The sequence below is a fragment of the Paenibacillus sp. p3-SID867 genome (assembly GCF_025142895.1).
Classification (GTDB): Bacteria; Bacillota; Bacilli; order Paenibacillales; family Paenibacillaceae; genus Paenibacillus_AQ.
This window is the reverse complement of sequence record NZ_JAMBDM010000003.1, coordinates 17,491-35,145: the sequence shown is the minus strand read 5'-3', so window position 1 is coordinate 35,145 and position 17,655 is coordinate 17,491. Positions and strand designations below refer to the sequence as shown.

Annotated in this window: 22 protein-coding genes; all 22 read right to left on the bottom strand. The window is 48.0% G+C overall.

Features of this window, described 5'->3' with window-relative positions; genetic code table 11:
• Nucleotide 1 precedes the first annotated feature (1 nt).
• The 22 genes from fliQ to hslU all read right to left on the bottom strand — a co-directional run bounded on the left by fliQ (nucleotide 2) and on the right by hslU (nucleotide 17,626).
• Nucleotides 2-271, bottom strand: coding sequence for a flagellar biosynthesis protein FliQ (fliQ, locus tag M4D81_RS06325; RefSeq protein WP_071220092.1), 270 nt, complete (start codon nucleotides 269-271; stop codon nucleotides 2-4).
• A gap of 40 nt (nucleotides 272-311) precedes the next feature.
• Nucleotides 312-1,064: a flagellar type III secretion system pore protein FliP gene (gene fliP, locus M4D81_RS06320; protein WP_076324981.1), complete on the bottom strand. Its 753-nt coding sequence runs from the start codon at nucleotides 1,062-1,064 to the stop codon at nucleotides 312-314.
• A complete protein-coding gene (locus M4D81_RS06315; protein ID WP_071220090.1) occupies nucleotides 1,061-1,585 on the bottom strand; it encodes a FliO/MopB family protein in 525 nt (174 codons plus the stop codon). Before M4D81_RS06315 ends, fliP begins: the two co-directional genes overlap by 4 nt.
• 11 nt (nucleotides 1,586-1,596) lie before the next feature.
• A complete protein-coding gene (locus M4D81_RS06310; RefSeq protein WP_006211317.1) occupies nucleotides 1,597-1,962 on the bottom strand; it encodes a response regulator in 366 nt (121 codons plus the stop codon).
• A gap of 29 nt (nucleotides 1,963-1,991) precedes the next feature.
• Complete coding sequence (gene fliY, locus M4D81_RS06305; RefSeq protein WP_260065143.1) at nucleotides 1,992-3,251, bottom strand: flagellar motor switch phosphatase FliY; 1,260 nt, start codon at nucleotides 3,249-3,251, stop codon at nucleotides 1,992-1,994.
• Complete coding sequence (gene fliM / locus M4D81_RS06300) at nucleotides 3,241-4,239, bottom strand: flagellar motor switch protein FliM (protein WP_071220088.1); 999 nt, start codon at nucleotides 4,237-4,239, stop codon at nucleotides 3,241-3,243. The genes fliY and fliM overlap by 11 nt, the downstream gene beginning before the upstream one ends.
• A 35-nt stretch (nucleotides 4,240-4,274) precedes the next feature.
• On the bottom strand, nucleotides 4,275-4,739 hold the full coding sequence (locus M4D81_RS06295) for a flagellar basal body-associated FliL family protein (protein ID WP_260065141.1): 465 nt from the start codon (nucleotides 4,737-4,739) through the stop codon (nucleotides 4,275-4,277).
• Nucleotides 4,736-4,960: a flagellar FlbD family protein gene (locus M4D81_RS06290; protein ID WP_009594749.1), complete on the bottom strand. Its 225-nt coding sequence runs from the start codon at nucleotides 4,958-4,960 to the stop codon at nucleotides 4,736-4,738. The genes M4D81_RS06295 and M4D81_RS06290 overlap by 4 nt, the downstream gene beginning before the upstream one ends.
• A gap of 51 nt (nucleotides 4,961-5,011) precedes the next feature.
• Nucleotides 5,012-5,836, bottom strand: coding sequence for a flagellar basal body rod protein FlgG (gene flgG / locus M4D81_RS06285; protein WP_260065140.1), 825 nt, complete (start codon nucleotides 5,834-5,836; stop codon nucleotides 5,012-5,014).
• A 74-nt stretch (nucleotides 5,837-5,910) separates the two neighbouring features.
• Entirely contained in the window at nucleotides 5,911-6,297 is a 387-nt protein-coding gene (locus M4D81_RS06280; RefSeq protein WP_216531869.1) for a TIGR02530 family flagellar biosynthesis protein, read from the bottom strand.
• Nucleotides 6,294-6,917: a flagellar hook capping FlgD N-terminal domain-containing protein gene (locus tag M4D81_RS06275; protein ID WP_071220084.1), complete on the bottom strand. Its 624-nt coding sequence runs from the start codon at nucleotides 6,915-6,917 to the stop codon at nucleotides 6,294-6,296. Before M4D81_RS06275 ends, M4D81_RS06280 begins: the two co-directional genes overlap by 4 nt.
• Nucleotides 6,918-6,936: 19 nt before the next feature.
• Nucleotides 6,937-8,280 carry a flagellar hook-length control protein FliK gene (locus tag M4D81_RS06270; protein WP_260065137.1) on the bottom strand — a complete coding sequence of 448 codons (1,344 nt, stop codon included), beginning with the start codon at nucleotides 8,278-8,280 and terminating at the stop codon, nucleotides 6,937-6,939.
• A 47-nt stretch (nucleotides 8,281-8,327) separates the two neighbouring features.
• Nucleotides 8,328-9,260 carry a MotE family protein gene (locus tag M4D81_RS06265; protein ID WP_071220082.1) on the bottom strand — a complete coding sequence of 311 codons (933 nt, stop codon included), beginning with the start codon at nucleotides 9,258-9,260 and terminating at the stop codon, nucleotides 8,328-8,330.
• Nucleotides 9,261-9,299: 39 nt separating this feature from the next.
• Complete coding sequence (gene fliJ, locus M4D81_RS06260) at nucleotides 9,300-9,743, bottom strand: flagellar export protein FliJ (protein ID WP_260065135.1); 444 nt, start codon at nucleotides 9,741-9,743, stop codon at nucleotides 9,300-9,302.
• Between the two features lie 9 nt (nucleotides 9,744-9,752).
• Nucleotides 9,753-11,072, bottom strand: coding sequence for a flagellar protein export ATPase FliI (gene fliI / locus M4D81_RS06255; protein WP_260065134.1), 1,320 nt, complete (start codon nucleotides 11,070-11,072; stop codon nucleotides 9,753-9,755).
• Nucleotides 11,056-11,910, bottom strand: a complete 855-nt coding sequence (locus M4D81_RS06250; protein ID WP_260065133.1) for a FliH/SctL family protein — start codon at nucleotides 11,908-11,910, stop codon at nucleotides 11,056-11,058. The genes fliI and M4D81_RS06250 overlap by 17 nt, the downstream gene beginning before the upstream one ends.
• Nucleotides 11,903-12,919 (bottom strand): flagellar motor switch protein FliG, encoded by a 1,017-nt coding sequence (gene fliG / locus M4D81_RS06245; RefSeq protein ID WP_071220479.1) that lies wholly within the window; start codon nucleotides 12,917-12,919, stop codon nucleotides 11,903-11,905. The genes M4D81_RS06250 and fliG overlap by 8 nt, the downstream gene beginning before the upstream one ends.
• An 11-nt stretch (nucleotides 12,920-12,930) precedes the next feature.
• Nucleotides 12,931-14,511: a flagellar basal-body MS-ring/collar protein FliF gene (gene fliF / locus M4D81_RS06240; RefSeq protein ID WP_071220078.1), complete on the bottom strand. Its 1,581-nt coding sequence runs from the start codon at nucleotides 14,509-14,511 to the stop codon at nucleotides 12,931-12,933.
• Nucleotides 14,512-14,545: 34 nt separating this feature from the next.
• Nucleotides 14,546-14,854: a flagellar hook-basal body complex protein FliE gene (gene fliE, locus M4D81_RS06235; RefSeq protein WP_071220077.1), complete on the bottom strand. Its 309-nt coding sequence runs from the start codon at nucleotides 14,852-14,854 to the stop codon at nucleotides 14,546-14,548.
• Nucleotides 14,855-14,899: 45 nt separating this feature from the next.
• Entirely contained in the window at nucleotides 14,900-15,349 is a 450-nt protein-coding gene (flgC, locus tag M4D81_RS06230; RefSeq protein WP_194543577.1) for a flagellar basal body rod protein FlgC, read from the bottom strand.
• A 5-nt stretch (nucleotides 15,350-15,354) separates the two neighbouring features.
• A complete protein-coding gene (gene flgB / locus M4D81_RS06225) occupies nucleotides 15,355-15,762 on the bottom strand; it encodes a flagellar basal body rod protein FlgB (RefSeq protein WP_071220075.1) in 408 nt (135 codons plus the stop codon).
• 457 nt (nucleotides 15,763-16,219) lie between these two features.
• The gene (gene hslU / locus M4D81_RS06220; protein WP_071220074.1) at nucleotides 16,220-17,626 is read right to left on the bottom strand and encodes an ATP-dependent protease ATPase subunit HslU; all 1,407 of its coding nucleotides are present in this window, start codon (nucleotides 17,624-17,626) and stop codon (nucleotides 16,220-16,222) included.
• Nucleotides 17,627-17,655: the final 29 nt, after the last annotated feature.

Below are 17,655 nucleotides of genomic sequence, written 5' to 3'. Positions count from 1 at the left end.
CCTATCCGATATATTTGTAGAGATTGTCCAAAATTCCGTGGGTAAAATCCACTAACGTCGTTAATATCCAAGGACCAAACAGCAATAATGATATAAGAACGATAATAATTTTTGGTACGAAAGCCAGCGTCTGTTCCTGGATTTGTGTTGTCGCTTGAAAAATACTGATGATAAGTCCGACAACCAGTGCGAGAACCAGCATCGGTGCGCTCACCTGGAGCACAATATAAACCGCTTGTCCTGCCAGACCGATAATAAATTCAGCGCTCACGGCTAAGTCCCCCTGTATTCGAATTACTTGCCGCTTATTGCTACGTGTTAAAGCTCATCAGCATGGATTTCACTACCAAATACCAGCCGTCTACCAGAACGAAAAGCAAAATCTTGAATGGCAGCGAGATCATGACCGGCGGCAGCATCATCATACCCATCGCCATCAGCACGCTGGCAACCACGATATCGATGACCAGAAACGGAATGAAGATCATAAAGCCCATCTGAAAGCCCGTCTTCAGCTCGCTTATGGCAAATGCCGGTACCAGAACCGTTAATGGGATATCCTCGTAAGATTCGGGTTTCTCTGCGCCTGTGTAATTCATGAACAACAATAGATCCTTTTCCCGTGTGTGCGCGAACATGAACTTCTTCATGGGATCTTGAGCCTTATCCAGCGCTTCCGCTTGGGTAATCTCACCTTTAAGATAGGGCTGCAGCGCTACATCATTCATTGAAGACAACGTCGGAGCCATTACGAATAAGGTAAGAAACAGAGCCAGGCCGATCAACACTTGGTTTGGCGGTGTTTGCTGTGTGCCGAGCGAAGTACGGACAAAGCCAAGCACGATAACAATCCTTGTAAAACTAGTCATCAGCACCAGTATCGCCGGTGCAATGCTAAGTATGGTGATCAGGAGTATCAAGGACAAGGAGCTTGTCCCCGGTGTATCTCCCTCATTGCCGATTTGAATATCGATGTTTGGAATCGGATCCGCAAATGCCGTATGAGAAAACAGAAATCCAAACAATATGAAAATCGCGATAGCGTACGAGATCTTTTTATTCATGAATCTTTATGATCCTCCCGCAGCAATTCTTCGACCTTTTCTTTCCGGTTCGGTACGCTGCGCAGCTTGGACTCGAACACTTCATGGAAAGAAGATGTATCGTCCAATTCCATTTCTTCCGGTGGTTTGTCTTTACGGAGTTTTGCCGCCAGTTTCGTTATAAAAGGCGGCAGTGCCCCATTATGTATTCCAGAATCCTGTTCAAATGCAGCTTGGATAAGCGCAACTTCAGCTGGATCAGAAATTTTGTCCACCAACCGGACGTCTTCGCCAACTCCGATCACATAGATGCTGCCCCCAATTTCGACGAGCTGAAGGGATTTGTTAGGGCCCATCCCAACCGCACCCAAAGTACGAATGGAGCGGCCCTGCATCCAGCTCTGATTCTTTCTGCTGAGAAAGCGAATCAGGAACACGATCAACGCAACGATGATGGCAAGTACGATAAAGACATAAAATAACTGTAAATAATACCCGGTAGTACTACTTGAGCCTAATCCATCAGAAGCTGCCATCATCATAAGAAGAATCCTTATACGCCAAGCGTCTTATTGATGGCTTCAATGACTCTGTCCGATTGGAACGGTTTAACGATAAAGTCCTTGGCTCCAGCTTGGATCGCATCAATAACCATCGCTTGTTGGCCCATGGCAGAGCACATAATCACTTTTGCATTCGCATCGACTTTTTTAATCTCTTTCAGCGCTGCGATACCATCCATTTCCGGCATCGTAATATCCATCGTAATCAGATCTGGACGAAGTTCCTTAAATTTCTCGATTGCTTGCGCACCGTCCTGTGCTTCTCCCACAACCTCGAATCCGTTTTTGACCAATATGTCACGGATCATCATTCTCATAAATGCAGCATCGTCCACAATCAGAATTCGGTTAGCCATTGATAAAAATCCTCCCTAAAATGTTTGTGCTATTGTAATTTTTGAATCCGGTCCCATTGGCTCACGATATCCGTCACGCGTACACCAAAGTTCTCATCGATGACAACGACCTCGCCCTTGGCAATCAGTTTATGATTGACAAGGATATCTACAGGCTCACCGGCAAGCTTGTCCAGCTCGATGATCGAACCTTGCGACATTTCCAGGATATCCTTAATTTGCTTTTGAGTCCTCCCTAATTCTACGGTGACTTTAAGGGGAATGTCCATCAGTAAGTTCAGATTGTTTTCATCCACCTGGGTGTACGGCGCAGATTGCAGATTCGCAAACTGTACGGGCTGTACATTCACATTGCGATTCGGCATGCCGCCATATTGTTGCGGCTGCGCTTGGTAAGGCATCTGCGGCTGTCCATATGGCATGGATTGCGGGATCGGCCCTCCCTGTCCCTGCATTGGCTGGCCGTAGCCTTGTCCGTAGTCGTATCCTTGGCCTATATCATTGCCATTCACAGAGTTAGCCGGTGCTTGAGCCGGTTCCTGGGTACTAACAGGTGCTTCCACCGCCGGCGCGGCTTCCTGCTTCGCAGGCTGAGGCTCTTCCGTTCCATTGATAAGCATGTGCACCATATCCTTGGAAAAATGAACGGGAAGCAGCTGCATAATGGTTGAATCAATAAGGTCACCGATAATTAATCGGAATGAAATCTTAATCAGTGTTTCATCTGGCGGAAGGTTGCTAACCCCTTCACCTTTTGCCATGTTCAGAATATCAATGCCTGGCGGCGATATATTGACAAACCGGTTAAAAATCGTCGACATGCTCGTTGCGGAAGAGCCCATCATCTGGTTCATCGCTTCCTGAACGGCACTGATATGAATCTCGTTCAGTTCCTCTTCCACGGGGTTGCCTTCCCCGCCTAACATCAGATCGGCAATGACCTGAGCATCGCGCGTTTTAATGACTAGCGAGTTAATTCCTTCAAATCCATCCACATAAGTAACATGTACCGCTACATGCGGCTTCGGAAATTCTTCCTCAAACTCGCTTCGCTTAATGATCGACACTTTGGGTGTTGTGATATCCACTTTTTTGCCCAGCAAGGTAGACAGAGCGGTTGCAGCACTGCCAAAGGTAATGTTACCAATCTCGCCGAGCGCGTCCTGCTCCAAAGGTGTTAATACATCATCGACAGTCGCCGCCGAAGGAATTGATGCTGGTGATGCCATTTCCGACTGTTTTAACAAAGCGTCGATTTCTTCCTGGGATAAATAGTCTTTACTCGTCAAATTCTTCAGCTCCTTCGATGACAATTTCATCGATTTGTACAGCAACCCGGTCTTTTATCGTTCCGGGACTGCCAATAAACTTTAATCTGTCCCCAACCTTAATGGAAAGTCCATCATGCATCGGCTTGTTTAATGAGATGACGTCACCGACGCTCAGTCCTAAAAATTCGGACACGGTAAGCTGTGAAACGCCCAGTTCGGCAACAATCGGAAGCTTGGCCTTGCTTACACGCTGCTTAAGAGCATCTACTTCCTCTGGAACACTCGCTTTTTTCTCCGAGATAAACCACTGATGCGCCGATAGCTTCGACATGATCGGTTCCAGCACAACGTGCGGGATACACAGATTAATCATCCCCGTGGTATCGCCGATTTTGGTGCTAAGGGAAATCAGCGCAATGGTTTCGTTTGGAGAAACAATCTGCATAAATTGCGGATTCGTTTCCAATGCTTCAAGCCGCGGTGAGATGTCCAGCACCGTTTTCCATGCTTCCTGCAGGCTGTCGAATGCCCGGCTGAAAATGCGTTCCATGATGATCGTCTCGATTTCGGTCATCGAGCTGATGGAAGTAGGAGCAATGCCTGTTCCTCCCAGCAAACGGTCCAGCATCGCGTAAGCAATGTTGGGATGGACCTCGAGCACCATGCGCCCGACAAGCGGTTCCGCCTCGAATATATTAAGAACTGTCATTTTGGGTATGGAGCGAATAAATTCATCATATGGAAGCTGTTCAACCTGCACCACGTTAATTTGCACAAAAGTACGTAATTGTGCTGAGAAATATGTGGTCAAATATCGTGCAAAGTTCTCGTGAATGCGGGTCAAGCTCCGAATATGATCCTTGGAAAACCGGAGTGCCCTCTTAAAATCATAAGAACGAATTTTCTTTTGCGTTTCCTCTTTTTTCAGTTCTTCAGCATCCATTTCCCCTGAAGAGAGAGCGGCCAATAAGGCGTCGATCTCATTCTGCGATAAAACATCAACCATCTACTCACCCCCTTACAGGTCGTCCGACGAACAGTCTAGATACCTACGATCATTACTTCCGTCATTTCGATTTGAATCAAAGTCCCTGACGTTAACGACTTATTGATCAGATTCTGCAGCTTGGCAATAAACTGTTCGCGCCCTTTGGAGTCATTGAGCAACTCGGGTTTCGTGTCGGCCAAAGTTTTGATAATAATCGGTTTGATCTTAATTTCCTTGATTTTGTCGAATTCTTCCTTTGCTTTTTTGTCATTAAGCTGAAAAGCAAATGCCATCTGGGCAACAAATTCAGGATCTGCGAGATTCGTCTTAATTCCGGTTATTTCCGATGTCATATTGACGATCTCATCGGCAGAATACTTAGGTAAAGCCGCTGCATTGGCTGAAGCCTGACTTTTACCGTTATCGCCAAGTAATTTATCCGACAATAGGAAGATCGCCAGGACAATCAGCGTAATGGATAACAGGATCGTAATTAACCAGGGGAGCATCTTTTTCATGAAGGTTCCTCCAATTGCTGCACTTTAATGGTAGCTTGATGAATGCCTACCTCGTGATGATACGCCTTAACGGAAGCGATGATTTCATTTGCACTTTCAAGCACAATCATGCGTTTTCCATTAATCAAAGTAATGTAGGTGTCAGGAGTCTCCTCAACCATTTCTATCAACAGCGCGTTAAGCCACAACTGCGAACCATTTAACCTCGTTACCGATATCATGGACAGCCTCCTTGTTTAATCAGGGAGGGGATTGCCCCTCCCTATCCATCCTTATCGTTTCAGATTGACAACTTCTTGAAGCACTTCGTCCGAAGTCGTGATTATGCGGGAGTTAGCTTGGAAGCCGCGCTGAGCGACGATCATTTCCGAAAATTCACCTGTCAAGTCAACGTTGGACATTTCGAGCTGTCCTGAAATAATAGCGCCAGTTCCTTCTTCGGCATTATTAGCTTCGAACATGACAGCATCCAGATCGCCATCAGGAACCGCATTAAGAGTCACACGATACATATTGCCGCCGATTTTCTCCAGACCTTCCGGATTCGGAATTTTCGCAACGCCGATGATGGCTCCCTCTTCCGTTGTCCCGTCACTCATCTTCTGAATGATGGCGCCATTCTGCGCTATCGTGAATGCCGTTACTTCATCGTCCAACTGGATAGGATCCCCATTCGAATCGAGAACAAGCATACCGTCCGAGGTTACCAGGTTACGCGCTACGTCTACATGAAAATCGCCTGCACGGGTCAAGAAAGCCATATCCTGATCCTCGCTAAGCTTTACCATGAAAAATCCGTCTCCGTCAATTCTCAGGTCCGTCGGATTATTGGTTGTCATTGCGCTACCTGGTGTATGCAATGTATCAATCGAACCGATCGATACACCAAGACCGATCTGCTTCGCGTTCACACCACCGGTAGGATCGTCGGTTCCCGGCGTAACACCGGACATCGTTTGGCTGAGGATATCTTTAAACATCACGCGTCCCGCTTTAAACCCAACTGTGTTTACGTTGGCAATGTTATTACCAATGACATCAAGCTTGGTTTGGAAACCTCTCATTCCGGAAATACCGGAATACATGGATCTTAACATCGATTTTCCTCCTTCAGTTATGGACCGCTTCTGTCGATCAGCGGCCGCCTGGCTTCCTCACGGGCCAGCCAGATTTATGAAATAATTACTGCACTATCAATTTGCGTAAATACGTTATCCTTCATCGCGTTGCCATCCATTGCAGTGACTACGGTCCGATTCGGAATATTCACAATGAGAGCCATATCCTTCATCAGAATGAGTGACTCCTTGCTCCCCTTCGCGGCAGCTTTATCCACTGCGCTCTGGATCTGCGCAAGCTGATCGCCCTTTAATTCAATGCCGCGCTGCTGAAGTCTCTTCGCCGCATGATTGCTGATTTTAAGCAGATTCTCATTTAAAAGTTCCTGAAACGTCCCGGCGGGCGGGTTAGCGTGAGCTTGCGTTTTACGCTCATTATGAAGTGCCGCTGGATGTATTTTCCCAGGGTATAAATGCCCTATCATCATGCGGTCACTCATGGCGCTACTCCCCCAGGCTCTTCTCCCCCTTGTCCAGGATCTACGGCCTCAGGAGCTGACGGATCGGGATTGCCTGTTTCGGGTACGGAAGGATCGGGATTTGTTATTTCAGGTTCTGTCGGACCTGGACTGCTTGTGTCAGGTACTGCAGGACCAGAAATCAACGCTTCTGGATCATTCTCGGTTACGGCGTTCTCGATTTTCACGATCTGGTCAAGCGATACTTCACTGTCGCCGACTTTGGCATAATGTACGCCTTCACGAACAATGATGGAATCTACGATACCGCTCTTCATGACGGAATCCGAACCATCCTCGGGCTTGAACATCCAGCTGATCTGTTTACCGATCAAACTTGAAGCAGCACCCAAAGACTGACTCATTGCCGTTAATTGAGTATTGATATTCATCAGCTGCTCCAGGGAAGTAAACTGGGCCATTTGGGCAATAAATTCCCGGTCCTGCATTGGCTGAAGCGGATCCTGATGCCTTAATTGCGTAATCAGGATGCTCAAGAACTGATCCTTTCCAAGCTCCTGGCCATTCCCGCTTTTACTGCTGACATTCCCTTTAGCATAATTGGGCCACATATTATTCGTAGACACCGGATTTGTTGCCATCCAAGCTCACCTCCTCACTTTAGGCTTTAGCGGTAAATGTTCCTGCTTGTACCCGTTCATCGTCGGCTTGGTGCTCGGCAATCCAATCGTTTAGTTCTTCTGTCAGATTTGCTGCCAGCACGGCATCATCGGATGGTCTGTCCTTCTCCTTCGAGCGATGCTGTGACTGCTGCTGGCCTGATCCAGGCTGACGGCCGTCTTGATAAAGATTCGCATTGGAAGGTTGGCTGCTCTGTGTAACTTCAATTTTCTCGATCTGCAGTCCTTGTGCAATCAATGCGCTGCGAAGCTGTGCCATTTGCTGGTCAATCAGCTCTTTAGCATCTGTCGACCTTGTCATGAACTGGGCGATTAATTGGCCATTCTGCATCGTAAGTTTGATATCTACTTGTCCCAGATGTTCCGGATTCAAGGAGATTCTCGCTTCCGTAAAACCGGTTTGTTTCACGATTTCAAGCTTATTAATAATGAAAGAAGTCATTTCGCTTGAGAAATTCTCAACAGGCACCGGCGGAGCTGCAGGTTTTACTGCAACTTGCGTTCCTGAACGCAGGGCTAGCTGACCGGCAGTGACCGTTCCTTGCTCCAACAGCGAATCTCCTTCATTCATCACGAACTCAGATGCTGTACCCTCTACTTGAGCGCTCGTCGTCAGCGATGACCACTTGGCATTCGCCTGTCCCGTTGTTTGAGATGAAGCCGACTGTCCTGAACTATTCGTGGATACGGTAGGCTGAGCGGCATCCGGCTGCTTTTGAGCAAGGATATGATCAAAGCTGCCGCTTGCTTTAGTCTCGCCGGTCCCCGTTCCTTGACCAAGCAAACTTTGGAAGGAGTGGACAAGCTGTTTGACGGCTGCCTCCGTCTGGAGGTCAAGCTGACCAGATTTGGGAAGCATGGATGCCAGCTGGCTGATCGTATCCTGTACCGCGAATCGAATAGTCTCCGGTCTGGAAGCCAATGGAGACATCTCATTCCCGCCCGCGTTTTCTTGTGCCTGGGAAGCAGCTCCGCTCAGCATAATATTCGCTTGCGTGAGCCAATTCTGCAGCTCTTGCAAAAGGGATGGATCCTCCATTAATGCCTGGTCCATGGTGTCCAGCTCCTGCAGCAAACCTTGAAGCAATTCCATCAAGCCTTCAAGCGATGCATCGGTTTCCGAAGAATACTGCGTTAGCAAGGATTCCAGCTTGGCAGCGACTTCCGTCGATGTTGTTGAAGCGCTGTTCCCGCTGCTATTCATCTGGTAAGCCAGTGTCGCATCAAAGGATACACCCGCTGTCGTCTGACCCGCCGCGCTTGCCTTTCCGCTTCCCGAGGGACTGCTTACGGATGAAGACATGTTTTGTACCGTTATTGTCATCGTCTTATTTCACCTCCTTTCCTGGGGATGGAGATTCATTTCAGAGCTTATTTAGAGCCCATCAGGCGATTCAATATCTTTGCTGCCAGCTCCGCATCTTTCGAGGACATCGCATTTAAAATCCGTGAACGAGTAGCATCATCCACTGTATTCAGAATGGTCATGGTCTTAGCAGGGCTGATCTTATACGTTTGCATCAGCAGTTCGGCAGCGTTGGCGGGTGTCATTCCGGCAAAAGTCTGATTCAACTGATTTTTATCCAGATTGTCGGATGTCTTCTTCTGCGCTGCCTCCGATTCGTTCTTCTTGAGCCTGGATTGCAGAGCCGCGATGGCCATATCTTCAGAAGTCTCGGCATCTTTAAGCATCATGGTTGCATCCGCGGCCGTTTTCGGATCCATTTTTTGCAGAATGGCAACCCGGTTGCTGCTCTTCATCTGACTAAGCATAAGCACCATTTCTTCCAGCGTAAGGTTTTGCATGATCGGTGCCGCTTTGCTTGGACTCATGTCGGCGTAGAGCTTGGACAGTTCGCGAATCTGCTTGGTATACGCGTCTTCCTCCTCGGCCTCACCGCTTGTCGATGTACTTTGCATCGAATCAATTTGGGTTTCCAGCTCTTTCACCTTGTTTTCCTGCGCTGCTTTTTGCTCCGTTACTTCATTTAATGTTTCTTCGCGTTCGGCAAGCTGCTTCTTAAGTTCAACAATCGTTGCTTCCGCGCTTTCTTCCTGCTGCTTCGCTTCTTTGAGTTTCTGTTCTTCCGGGGTCAGCACCGGATCCGGGACCCAGTTCTTGACGACCGGAATTTTATTGGCTACATCGATTAGTCCATCCCGCACATCGGCTCTAAAAAATACGGCAAGCGCCCCGAGCAGAACGATCGTGAATATAGCAGGTACCAAAATCAACAGTATCCGTTCAAATCCTCCGCCTGATTCTTCCTTATCAAGCGGCATGTCTTTTCGTGCCACTCTCATTCCTCCTTCGCGGTCATAACCCTTCGGTGTTTGCAAACCTTATCGGGCTTTGATCGCAAAACGTACCGTCGCCATTTCGTCCAGCTCGTTTTGTTCCCGAAGGAGACTTTCATGCCGGAACTTTTCTTGGGATTTATCTCTTGCTTTCAGCCACACTTTTTCGTCTAGCATCTTGTCGGACAATACCTTTTGTTTCTTCGTTACATTGACATGAGCGATCCGTATGTCATTCCTCTTACGCTCAATGCATTCTTCCAAGTGCTCTGCATATACCTGAATGTTTCGGATCTCAGCGACCGGCACGCACCGTGATGCAGCTTCCTGCTGAGCGTGATACATTTGATCCCGCATCTCATACAGCTCATTCAGACTTTTCTCTTCCGCCTGCAGCTTCCCGATGGCGCTTGACAGCATCCATTCGGCTTGCGTTTTCTCGTTGCTTTTCAGGTCTACGATTTTCTGGAATGCATAATGAAATTTCATTCTTCAAAGTCATCTCCTTGAAAACTCGGAAATCAAACGTTCCTGAACCTCATTCAATGTTGTTTTCTCATTCACTTTTTGCTTCGTGAAATCCCATATTCGCCCGATATATTCAATCGATTCATCGATATCGGCATTCGAGCCCTGTTGATACGCCCCGATATTGATCAAATCCTCCGAGTCCTTATATATCGCCATCAGTCGCTTTACGTTCTCGGAAGCATCGATTTGTTCCTCTGGAGATATATCTTTCATCACCCGGCTAATGCTGGCCAGCACATCGATTGCCGGAAAATGCCCTTTGTTTGCGATATTCCGGTTTAGTACGATGTGACCATCAAGTATTCCCCTGACTGTATCCGCGATCGGTTCGTTCATATCATCACCATCTACCAACACCGTGTAAAAGGCGGTAATCGAGCCCGTTGGCCCTGTGCCTGCGCGTTCCAGAAGCTTCGGCAGACTGGCAAATACAGACGGCGTATAACCGCGCATGGCCGGCGGCTCTCCTACGGCCAGTCCTACTTCTCGCTGCGCCATCGCATAGCGGGTTACGGAATCCATCATCAGCATCACATTCAGGCCGCGATCCCTGAAATATTCGGCGATCGTTGTAGCGATCAAGGCCCCTTTAATGCGGATGAGTGCCGGTTGATCCGAGGTCGCAACAATTACGACGGACCGTTTTAACCCTTCGGGACCCAAATCCCGTTCTATGAAATCCAGCACTTCGCGTCCACGTTCCCCGATCAAAGCAATGACATTGACATCGGCAGAAGTGTTTCGGGCGATCATTCCCATCAGGGTACTCTTCCCGACACCGGATCCGGCGAATATACCGACCCGCTGGCCTTTGCCGATGGAGAGCAATCCGTCAATCGCGCGGACGCCGATGCTGATCGGCTCCTGAACCCTCGGCCTATTAAGCGGGTTCTGCGGAACATTATGGGTTGAATAGTGCGGCATGCGCGCCGGAATGATGGATCCGTCCAGCGGTTGTCCCAATCCGTCGAGCACTTTGCCAAGCAGTTCCGAACCTACTTGCACGCTTAGCGGTTTGCCGGTACCGACTACATCACAGCCAGGACCAATCGAGTGAAGCTCGCCGAGAGGCATTAGCAACACCTTATTGTCTCTAAAACCCACGACCTCCGCCTTGAGGGGCTTGGTTTGCTTCGTGGGATAGATATAACAAACATCGCCGATACTTGCATCCGGTCCTTCGGACTCCACCATCAGTCCGATAACCTGTGTAACTTTACCGTTGATGCGAACGGGGTCCAGATGTTTCAGATGATCCAAGTACCGCGCGCTATTCAGCTTCTTCATCTTGATTTCTCCGTTCCTCGTCATCAAGAGCGAACCGCACGAGCTCTTTTTTGATCTCGGATAGCTGTGTATCGATCCGGGCATCCACGCTTCCGAAAGAAGACCTGATCACGCAGCCTCGATCCTTAACCGTGGAATCCGGCAAAATTTGAAGTTCTGCCTGAGAGTCGATCGATAATCCGAGCTCTTCCCGTGCCGCGTATACAAATTCGAACTGTTCAGGAGCTACGCAGAGAGAGATGACCCCTTTTTCCCGCTTGCGTGCCAGATTCTTTCGAATCAGCTCCAGCGTGAAATCAGGTTCGATCGTAAGCTGACGATCCAGTACTTTCTCCGCTATGCTGCAGCTGAGCTCCACCAAAAAAGGCTCCGCTTCCTGAATTAGATCTTCCTTGGCTTGATGGGCAAGCTGAAGCAATTCGCTCGCCTGTAATGTCGCTTGCTCCATCAATTCCTTCATCTCAAGCTCTGCCTTGGCTGAACCCTCGGCATATCCTTGATTAAAGCCTTCCATCTTCAGCGTTTCGGACAAATCCTCGTCCTGAAGCCTTCTGTCGGTCCACCACGCTTCAATCTGCTGCTGCGCTTCGGCCAACAGCCGTTCCGCCTCTTCCGAAGCTTCGCGGATTTGTCGTTCGGCAAACTCCTGAGCATCTTTTAGCATCTCATGCTTTAAGCGTTCGGCTTCAGCCAGTGTTTGTACGACAGCCGGCTCGGAAGTCGGGGGAGTATATTCCTCTACCGTTTCCTCGGTTGGCGAAGCGTAACGACGAGCAAGATCCAACTCTTTCAACACATCCATCGGTTTATAGTGGGACGATTTGATCAAGTTAGACAATGATGTCATCTCCTCCGCCACGGGCAATAATGACCTCGCCCGCTTCTTCGAGTCTTCGGATCGTGCTTACAATCCGAGTCTGAGCTTCCTCCACATCACGCAGCCGTACCGGTCCCATGTATTCCATCTCTTCGCGGAAGGTTTCGGCCATACGCTTGGACATGTTGCGGAAAATGACGTCCCGTACTTCTTCGCTTGCCACCTTGAGTGCAAGCTGTAGATCGGCATTCTCGACATCGCGGATAATACGCTGGATAGAACGGTTGTCCACGTTGACGATATCCTCGAATACGAACATCCGCTTCTTGATTTCTTCGGCGAGCTCAGGATCCTGGATTTCCAGGGAATCGAGGATCGTTCGTTCCGTACCGCGATCCACACCGTTCAGAATTTGAACGATGGATTCAATGCCACCCGCACTCGTGTAATCCTGGGTAACCGTCGCCGACAGCTTCTGTTCCAGAACCCGTTCCACCTGGGCGATGACTTCTGGTGAAGTACTGTCCATGACCGCAACCCTACGCGCTACTTCGGCCTGCTTCTCTTGCGGAAGCGAAGATAGGATCGCAGATGCCTGCTCGTATTGAAGATACGACAAGACGAGTGCAATAGTCTGTGCATTTTCGTTCTGGATAAAGTTCAGAATTTGGCTTGGGTCCGCTTTGCGAGCAAAGTCAAACGGTCTTACTTGAAGCGTTGCCGTCAGTCTGTTGATCACTTCCATCGCTTTTTGCTGTCCAAGCGCCTTCTCCAAAATCTCTTTAGCGTAATTAATTCCGCCTTGCGAGATGTATTCCTGGGCCAGGCATATTTGATGGAATTCCTGAATAATGCTATCTTTTTCATCACTGTCGACTTTACGAACATTCGCAATCTCCAGCGTCAATTGTTCAATTTCTTCATCTCGAAGATGTTTAAATATTTGAGCAGACACTTCCGGGCCAAGTGTAATGAGCAGTATAGCCGCTTTTTGACGTCCGCTTAACATTTGGTTATTTCCCTTAGCCAATGCTTCCACCTCTATTCCTCAGCTAGCCATGTGCGAAGTAAATTCACGAATTCATCTGGCTTCTTCTTCGCCAAGGTTTCGAGCTGCTTACGAACCTGGCTTTCATTGGTTATACTTTCGAGATTAATCGATGGGAATTCCGTAACTGGCGGAAGCTGAATATCATCTTCAAATTCTTCCTGCTGCTTTCTGCGTCTGCGGATTATGAAATAGGTTCCTCCCGCAATTAACGCCAACGCAGCGATACCAATCCCCCATAATACAGGCTGTGAAAGAACGGTTTTCGGATTTTCATCCGCATTTACATTAAATACCTGTGAAATAACCGAAACTTTTTTGGACAAATCAGCGTCTGTATAAGTAGAGCCTGTATCCGAGAGCGATGCACGCACGATATTAACCAGAATGTTCTGTATTGCCGTTCTTGTCGCGTCATCCAAAGTTTGTTGACCGGCAGGTGGTTCAACCGAGACATTAATGGTTAAATCTTTAACAGTATATGGACTTGCTATGATATCCTTCGTAATCCGGTTAACTTCATAGTTAACGGTTTTGGAGAGCTCTTCCGAGTTCGTTTCCCCGCTTCCAGAATCGCTTGGATATCCCGGGACAGCTTCTTCGCCTACACCGGCCACTCCGCCGGTTGGACTACTGGTTCCCGAATAGTTCTTCTGGATCTCCTGAACACTGAGCTCAATCCCCTTCATTTCTTCTTCATCAACAGGGGTTACGATGTTTTCCTTGCTCTGCACCTGATCAAAGTTCAGTTTGGAAGCGACCAGAACATTGACTTTATTCGATCCCATGTACTGCGAGAGAAACTGCTGAACATTTTGCCTAACGTCGCTTTCGAATTTTTTCTGTAGCGCGAAGTTTTCTTCCACCTTACCGATCAATCCGCCTTGACCGCCTTTAGCTGTTGCGAGCAGCTCGACTTCGTCATTGGTAATTGTAATGTTCTCAACCGGTAAGTTCGGAATGGCCGTCTTCACGAGGTTATAATACCCGTCAATGACTTCTTGATTAGGCCGATAGCCTGGTTTGAATTGCACAACTACGGAAGCGCTGGCTTGATCTTCGTTTCCGTTTTTTGCAAATACACTTTCTTTTGGCAAATTCAATAATACCGTTGCATCCTGGACGCCCTGCATCTTCTCGAGCAGTCGTTCTACTTCGCCATTCAGTGCATTTACATATTTCACTTCGAATTCGTTATCTGTCATCCCGATGGCTGATGCGTTCTTCTCGAAGGTTTCGAATCCGATCGTACCATTCTGTACAAGTCCTTGCGACCCTACATCAATCTGGACTTTAGCTGCGCTCGTACTCGGAACCAGGATGCTTCTGCCATCCTCGCTCAGTTTGTAGGAAATCCCTTGGGTCTCCAGGTGGCTGATGATTCCTGCAGCGTCGCTGGAATTTAAATCCCTGAATGCTACTTCGTACTTCGTCTTGGAGAACTGCATCGTTAGTACGATTAGAGCAATCAAAACAAATGCTATTGTAGCAATTAACATTATTTTTTGTTTGTTGCTGAATTGGTTCCAATACTGGGTCATTCTCTCCCGATACTGGGTCATTCTCTCGTTCACATTGTCACCCCATCCGAAACTTTGCTAGAAACATTTAGATTTGCGTGCGCATGATCTCTTGATAGGCTTCTACCACTTTGTTTCGGACCTGTGTTGTGAGCTGAATGCTCAACAGAGCCTGTTGGGCGGATATCATCGCCTGATCTACGTTTACTTGTCCAATCATTAGTTTATCGCTCATGACATGTGCATTTTGTTCCTGTGATGCCACAGAGTTCAGTGCTTCATTCAGGTAAGAGCCAAAATCGCGAATCGATTCGGATGGAGTCGCACCATTTTTCACTTGCTCCTGCAGTTGAAGCGGCTGCACGCCCTGAACACTGAACATTGCATTTTGAATCATTTCTCTCTCTCCTCCTACAATATGGGCTTATGTATTTTCCACTTGTTATCTACCGATCTCCAACGCCTTCATAATCATCGCTTTCGAAGCATTGATCGCCGTAACGTTAGCTTCGTACGAACGGGTAGCTGCTATCATATCCACCATTTCCTTCGTAATGTCCACGTTAGGCATAAAGACATAGCCTTCCGCATTCGCATCGGGATGTGTAGGGTTATATACCTGTTTCAGCGGGGTTTGATCTTCCCGTACCTGCGCAACCTTTACCCCTTGTCCCGCATTCTGACCATTCATCTGAGCTCTAAGAAGTCCTTCAAATGATTCCTGCTGCGGCTGTAACACTACCGTTTTTCGACGATAGGGAACGGCTTGGCCGTTCTCGATTCGCGCGCGAGTGGTTTCCGCATTGGCTATGTTGGAGGAGATGACATCCATTCGAAGCCGTTGTGCTGTTAGAGCTGATGCATTAATACCGAAGCTATTGCTAATATTCATGAACCCTATCTCCCTTCAATAGCTGTACGCATCATTCGAATCTGCTCATTGACAGCTTGTATGTATGAATTATAACGGAGCTGATTCTCTGCAAGCAGCGACATTTCTCTGTCTGCATCGACATTATTCTGGTTGTTATTCATGGAGCTGCTGCCATCCTTCATGACCGAAGCCTCAGGAATCCCCCCGGTTGAACCAATGACAAAATGCCTGGGATCTGTTCTTCTGCCCTGTAATGACAATTGGGCCCCATCCATTTCTTTTTTCAGAAGACTCTCAAAGGATACCTCGGATCTCTTAAAATGAGGAGTATCCACGTTGGCGATGTTGTTTGCAATCACATTGTTTCTGAGATTAGCTGCATCCAAACCGCTTTGAAGCCGTTGAAAAGAACTATTATTCAACAGATTCACTAGCTCATTCCTCCTGACTGGACTTTGCAGAAAGGTATTCCACTCTTCCTAGCTAAATCCTCTTTTTTCGACAAATCATATAATCCGTATGAACTAACCTAGGTCTTAAGTAGAAAAAGACAACATGATGTCACATAAACTAAGTTTCTTAAAGATTGGGACTTTTTACAATAAGAAAAAAGCCCTATCTTTTACCAAAAAGAAGGGCTTTGTGTTCATTTTTATCCGGTTTTTTTCTATATTATTGCAAATCGTATCACTAAATCTGTAAAATTTAAGCGATTTTTCCCGAAGGGTAGGTCCTGATGGGGACCATAAAATTCACAAAAAATTACGAAATCCGTCCCGATCCCTTCCAACATGCGAAAGCGCTTCGACAACTTGCTGCAAGGAGTGGGATGAATATCGACAATTATTTACTTTCGCATACCCGGCATATAGACCTATATGCATGCGACTACAGAATATACTGGCTCAGGTCCCGGTCCTGGGCGATGCCGGCAAGTTTCTCCCGAACATACTGCGGCGTGATCACCATGCGGTCCAACGTCAACTCAGGCGCTTCAAATGACAGGTCTTCAAGGAGCTTCTCCAAAATCGTATGAAGTCTCCGCGCGCCTATATTCTCCGTGTTCTGGTTAACCGAAGCCGCAATTTGGGCAATCTCCCGTATTGCTTCCGGTGAAAACTCAACCTCAAGATCCTCGGTACGCAGCAGATTGACGTATTGCTTGGTTAGTGCATTTTTCGGCTCGGTCAAAATGGATACAAAATCGTCGAGTGACAAGCTGCTGAGCTCCACCCGAATCGGAAAACGCCCCTGAAGCTCGGGAATCAAATCCGATGGCTTTGCAATATGAAAAGCACCTGCCGCGATGAAGAGGACAAAGTCCGTTTTTACCGGTCCGTATTTCGTCATAATCGTTGAGCCTTCCACGATCGGCAAAATATCGCGCTGCACACCTTCTCTGGACACATCCGGACCCGATTGGCGGCCCTGGCTGGCAACCTTGTCGATCTCATCGATAAAGATAATGCCGGATTGCTCTGCCCGACGAATGGATTCCTGGATGACATCATCCATATCAATGAGTTTGCCTGCTTCCTCTTGCGTCAGCACTTTCCTGGCTTCTTTCACTGACAGCTTGCGGCGCTTTGTGCGCTTTGGCATCAGATTGCCGAACATTTCCTGCATGTTCATGCCCATCTGATCATTGCCCTGCCCCGCAAACATATCGAACATGTTTGGAGCAGCATCCTCGACATCAATCTCAATCGTTTCGTCTTCAAGCTTACCGGACAGCAGGTTAAAGCGCACCTGTCTCCGCTTCTCTTTGAGACTAACGTCCTTATCGTCCGCATCCTCTTCTTCGGTCTGGGTATCGTTATTCGCACCGCCAAACAGCATCTCAAAGGGATTTCGCTGACTTTTCTGCCCTTTGGTTGAAGGCGCCAACAACTGAACGATCCGCTCGTTCGCCATTTCCTCGGCTTTGTCCTTAACCTTCTCGGTACGTTCCAGCTTCACCATCCGGATCGCGGTTTCCACAAGATCCCGTACCATGGATTCCACATCACGGCCGACATATCCAACCTCGGTAAACTTTGTCGCTTCGACCTTAACGAACGGAGCATGAACCAGCTTGGCAAGCCTTCTTGCAATCTCCGTTTTGCCGACGCCGGTGGGACCGATCATCAATATGTTCTTCGGTACGATTTCATCCCGCTCGTCATCCGTAAGCAAGCTCCGGCGATAGCGGTTCCGAAGTGCTACAGCGACCGATTTTTTAGCTTCCTTCTGGCCTACGATGTATTTATCCAGCTCGGATACAATCTGTCTTGGCGTCATCGATTCTTTACTCATCGCGAATACCTCCACCCCTGATATGGCTA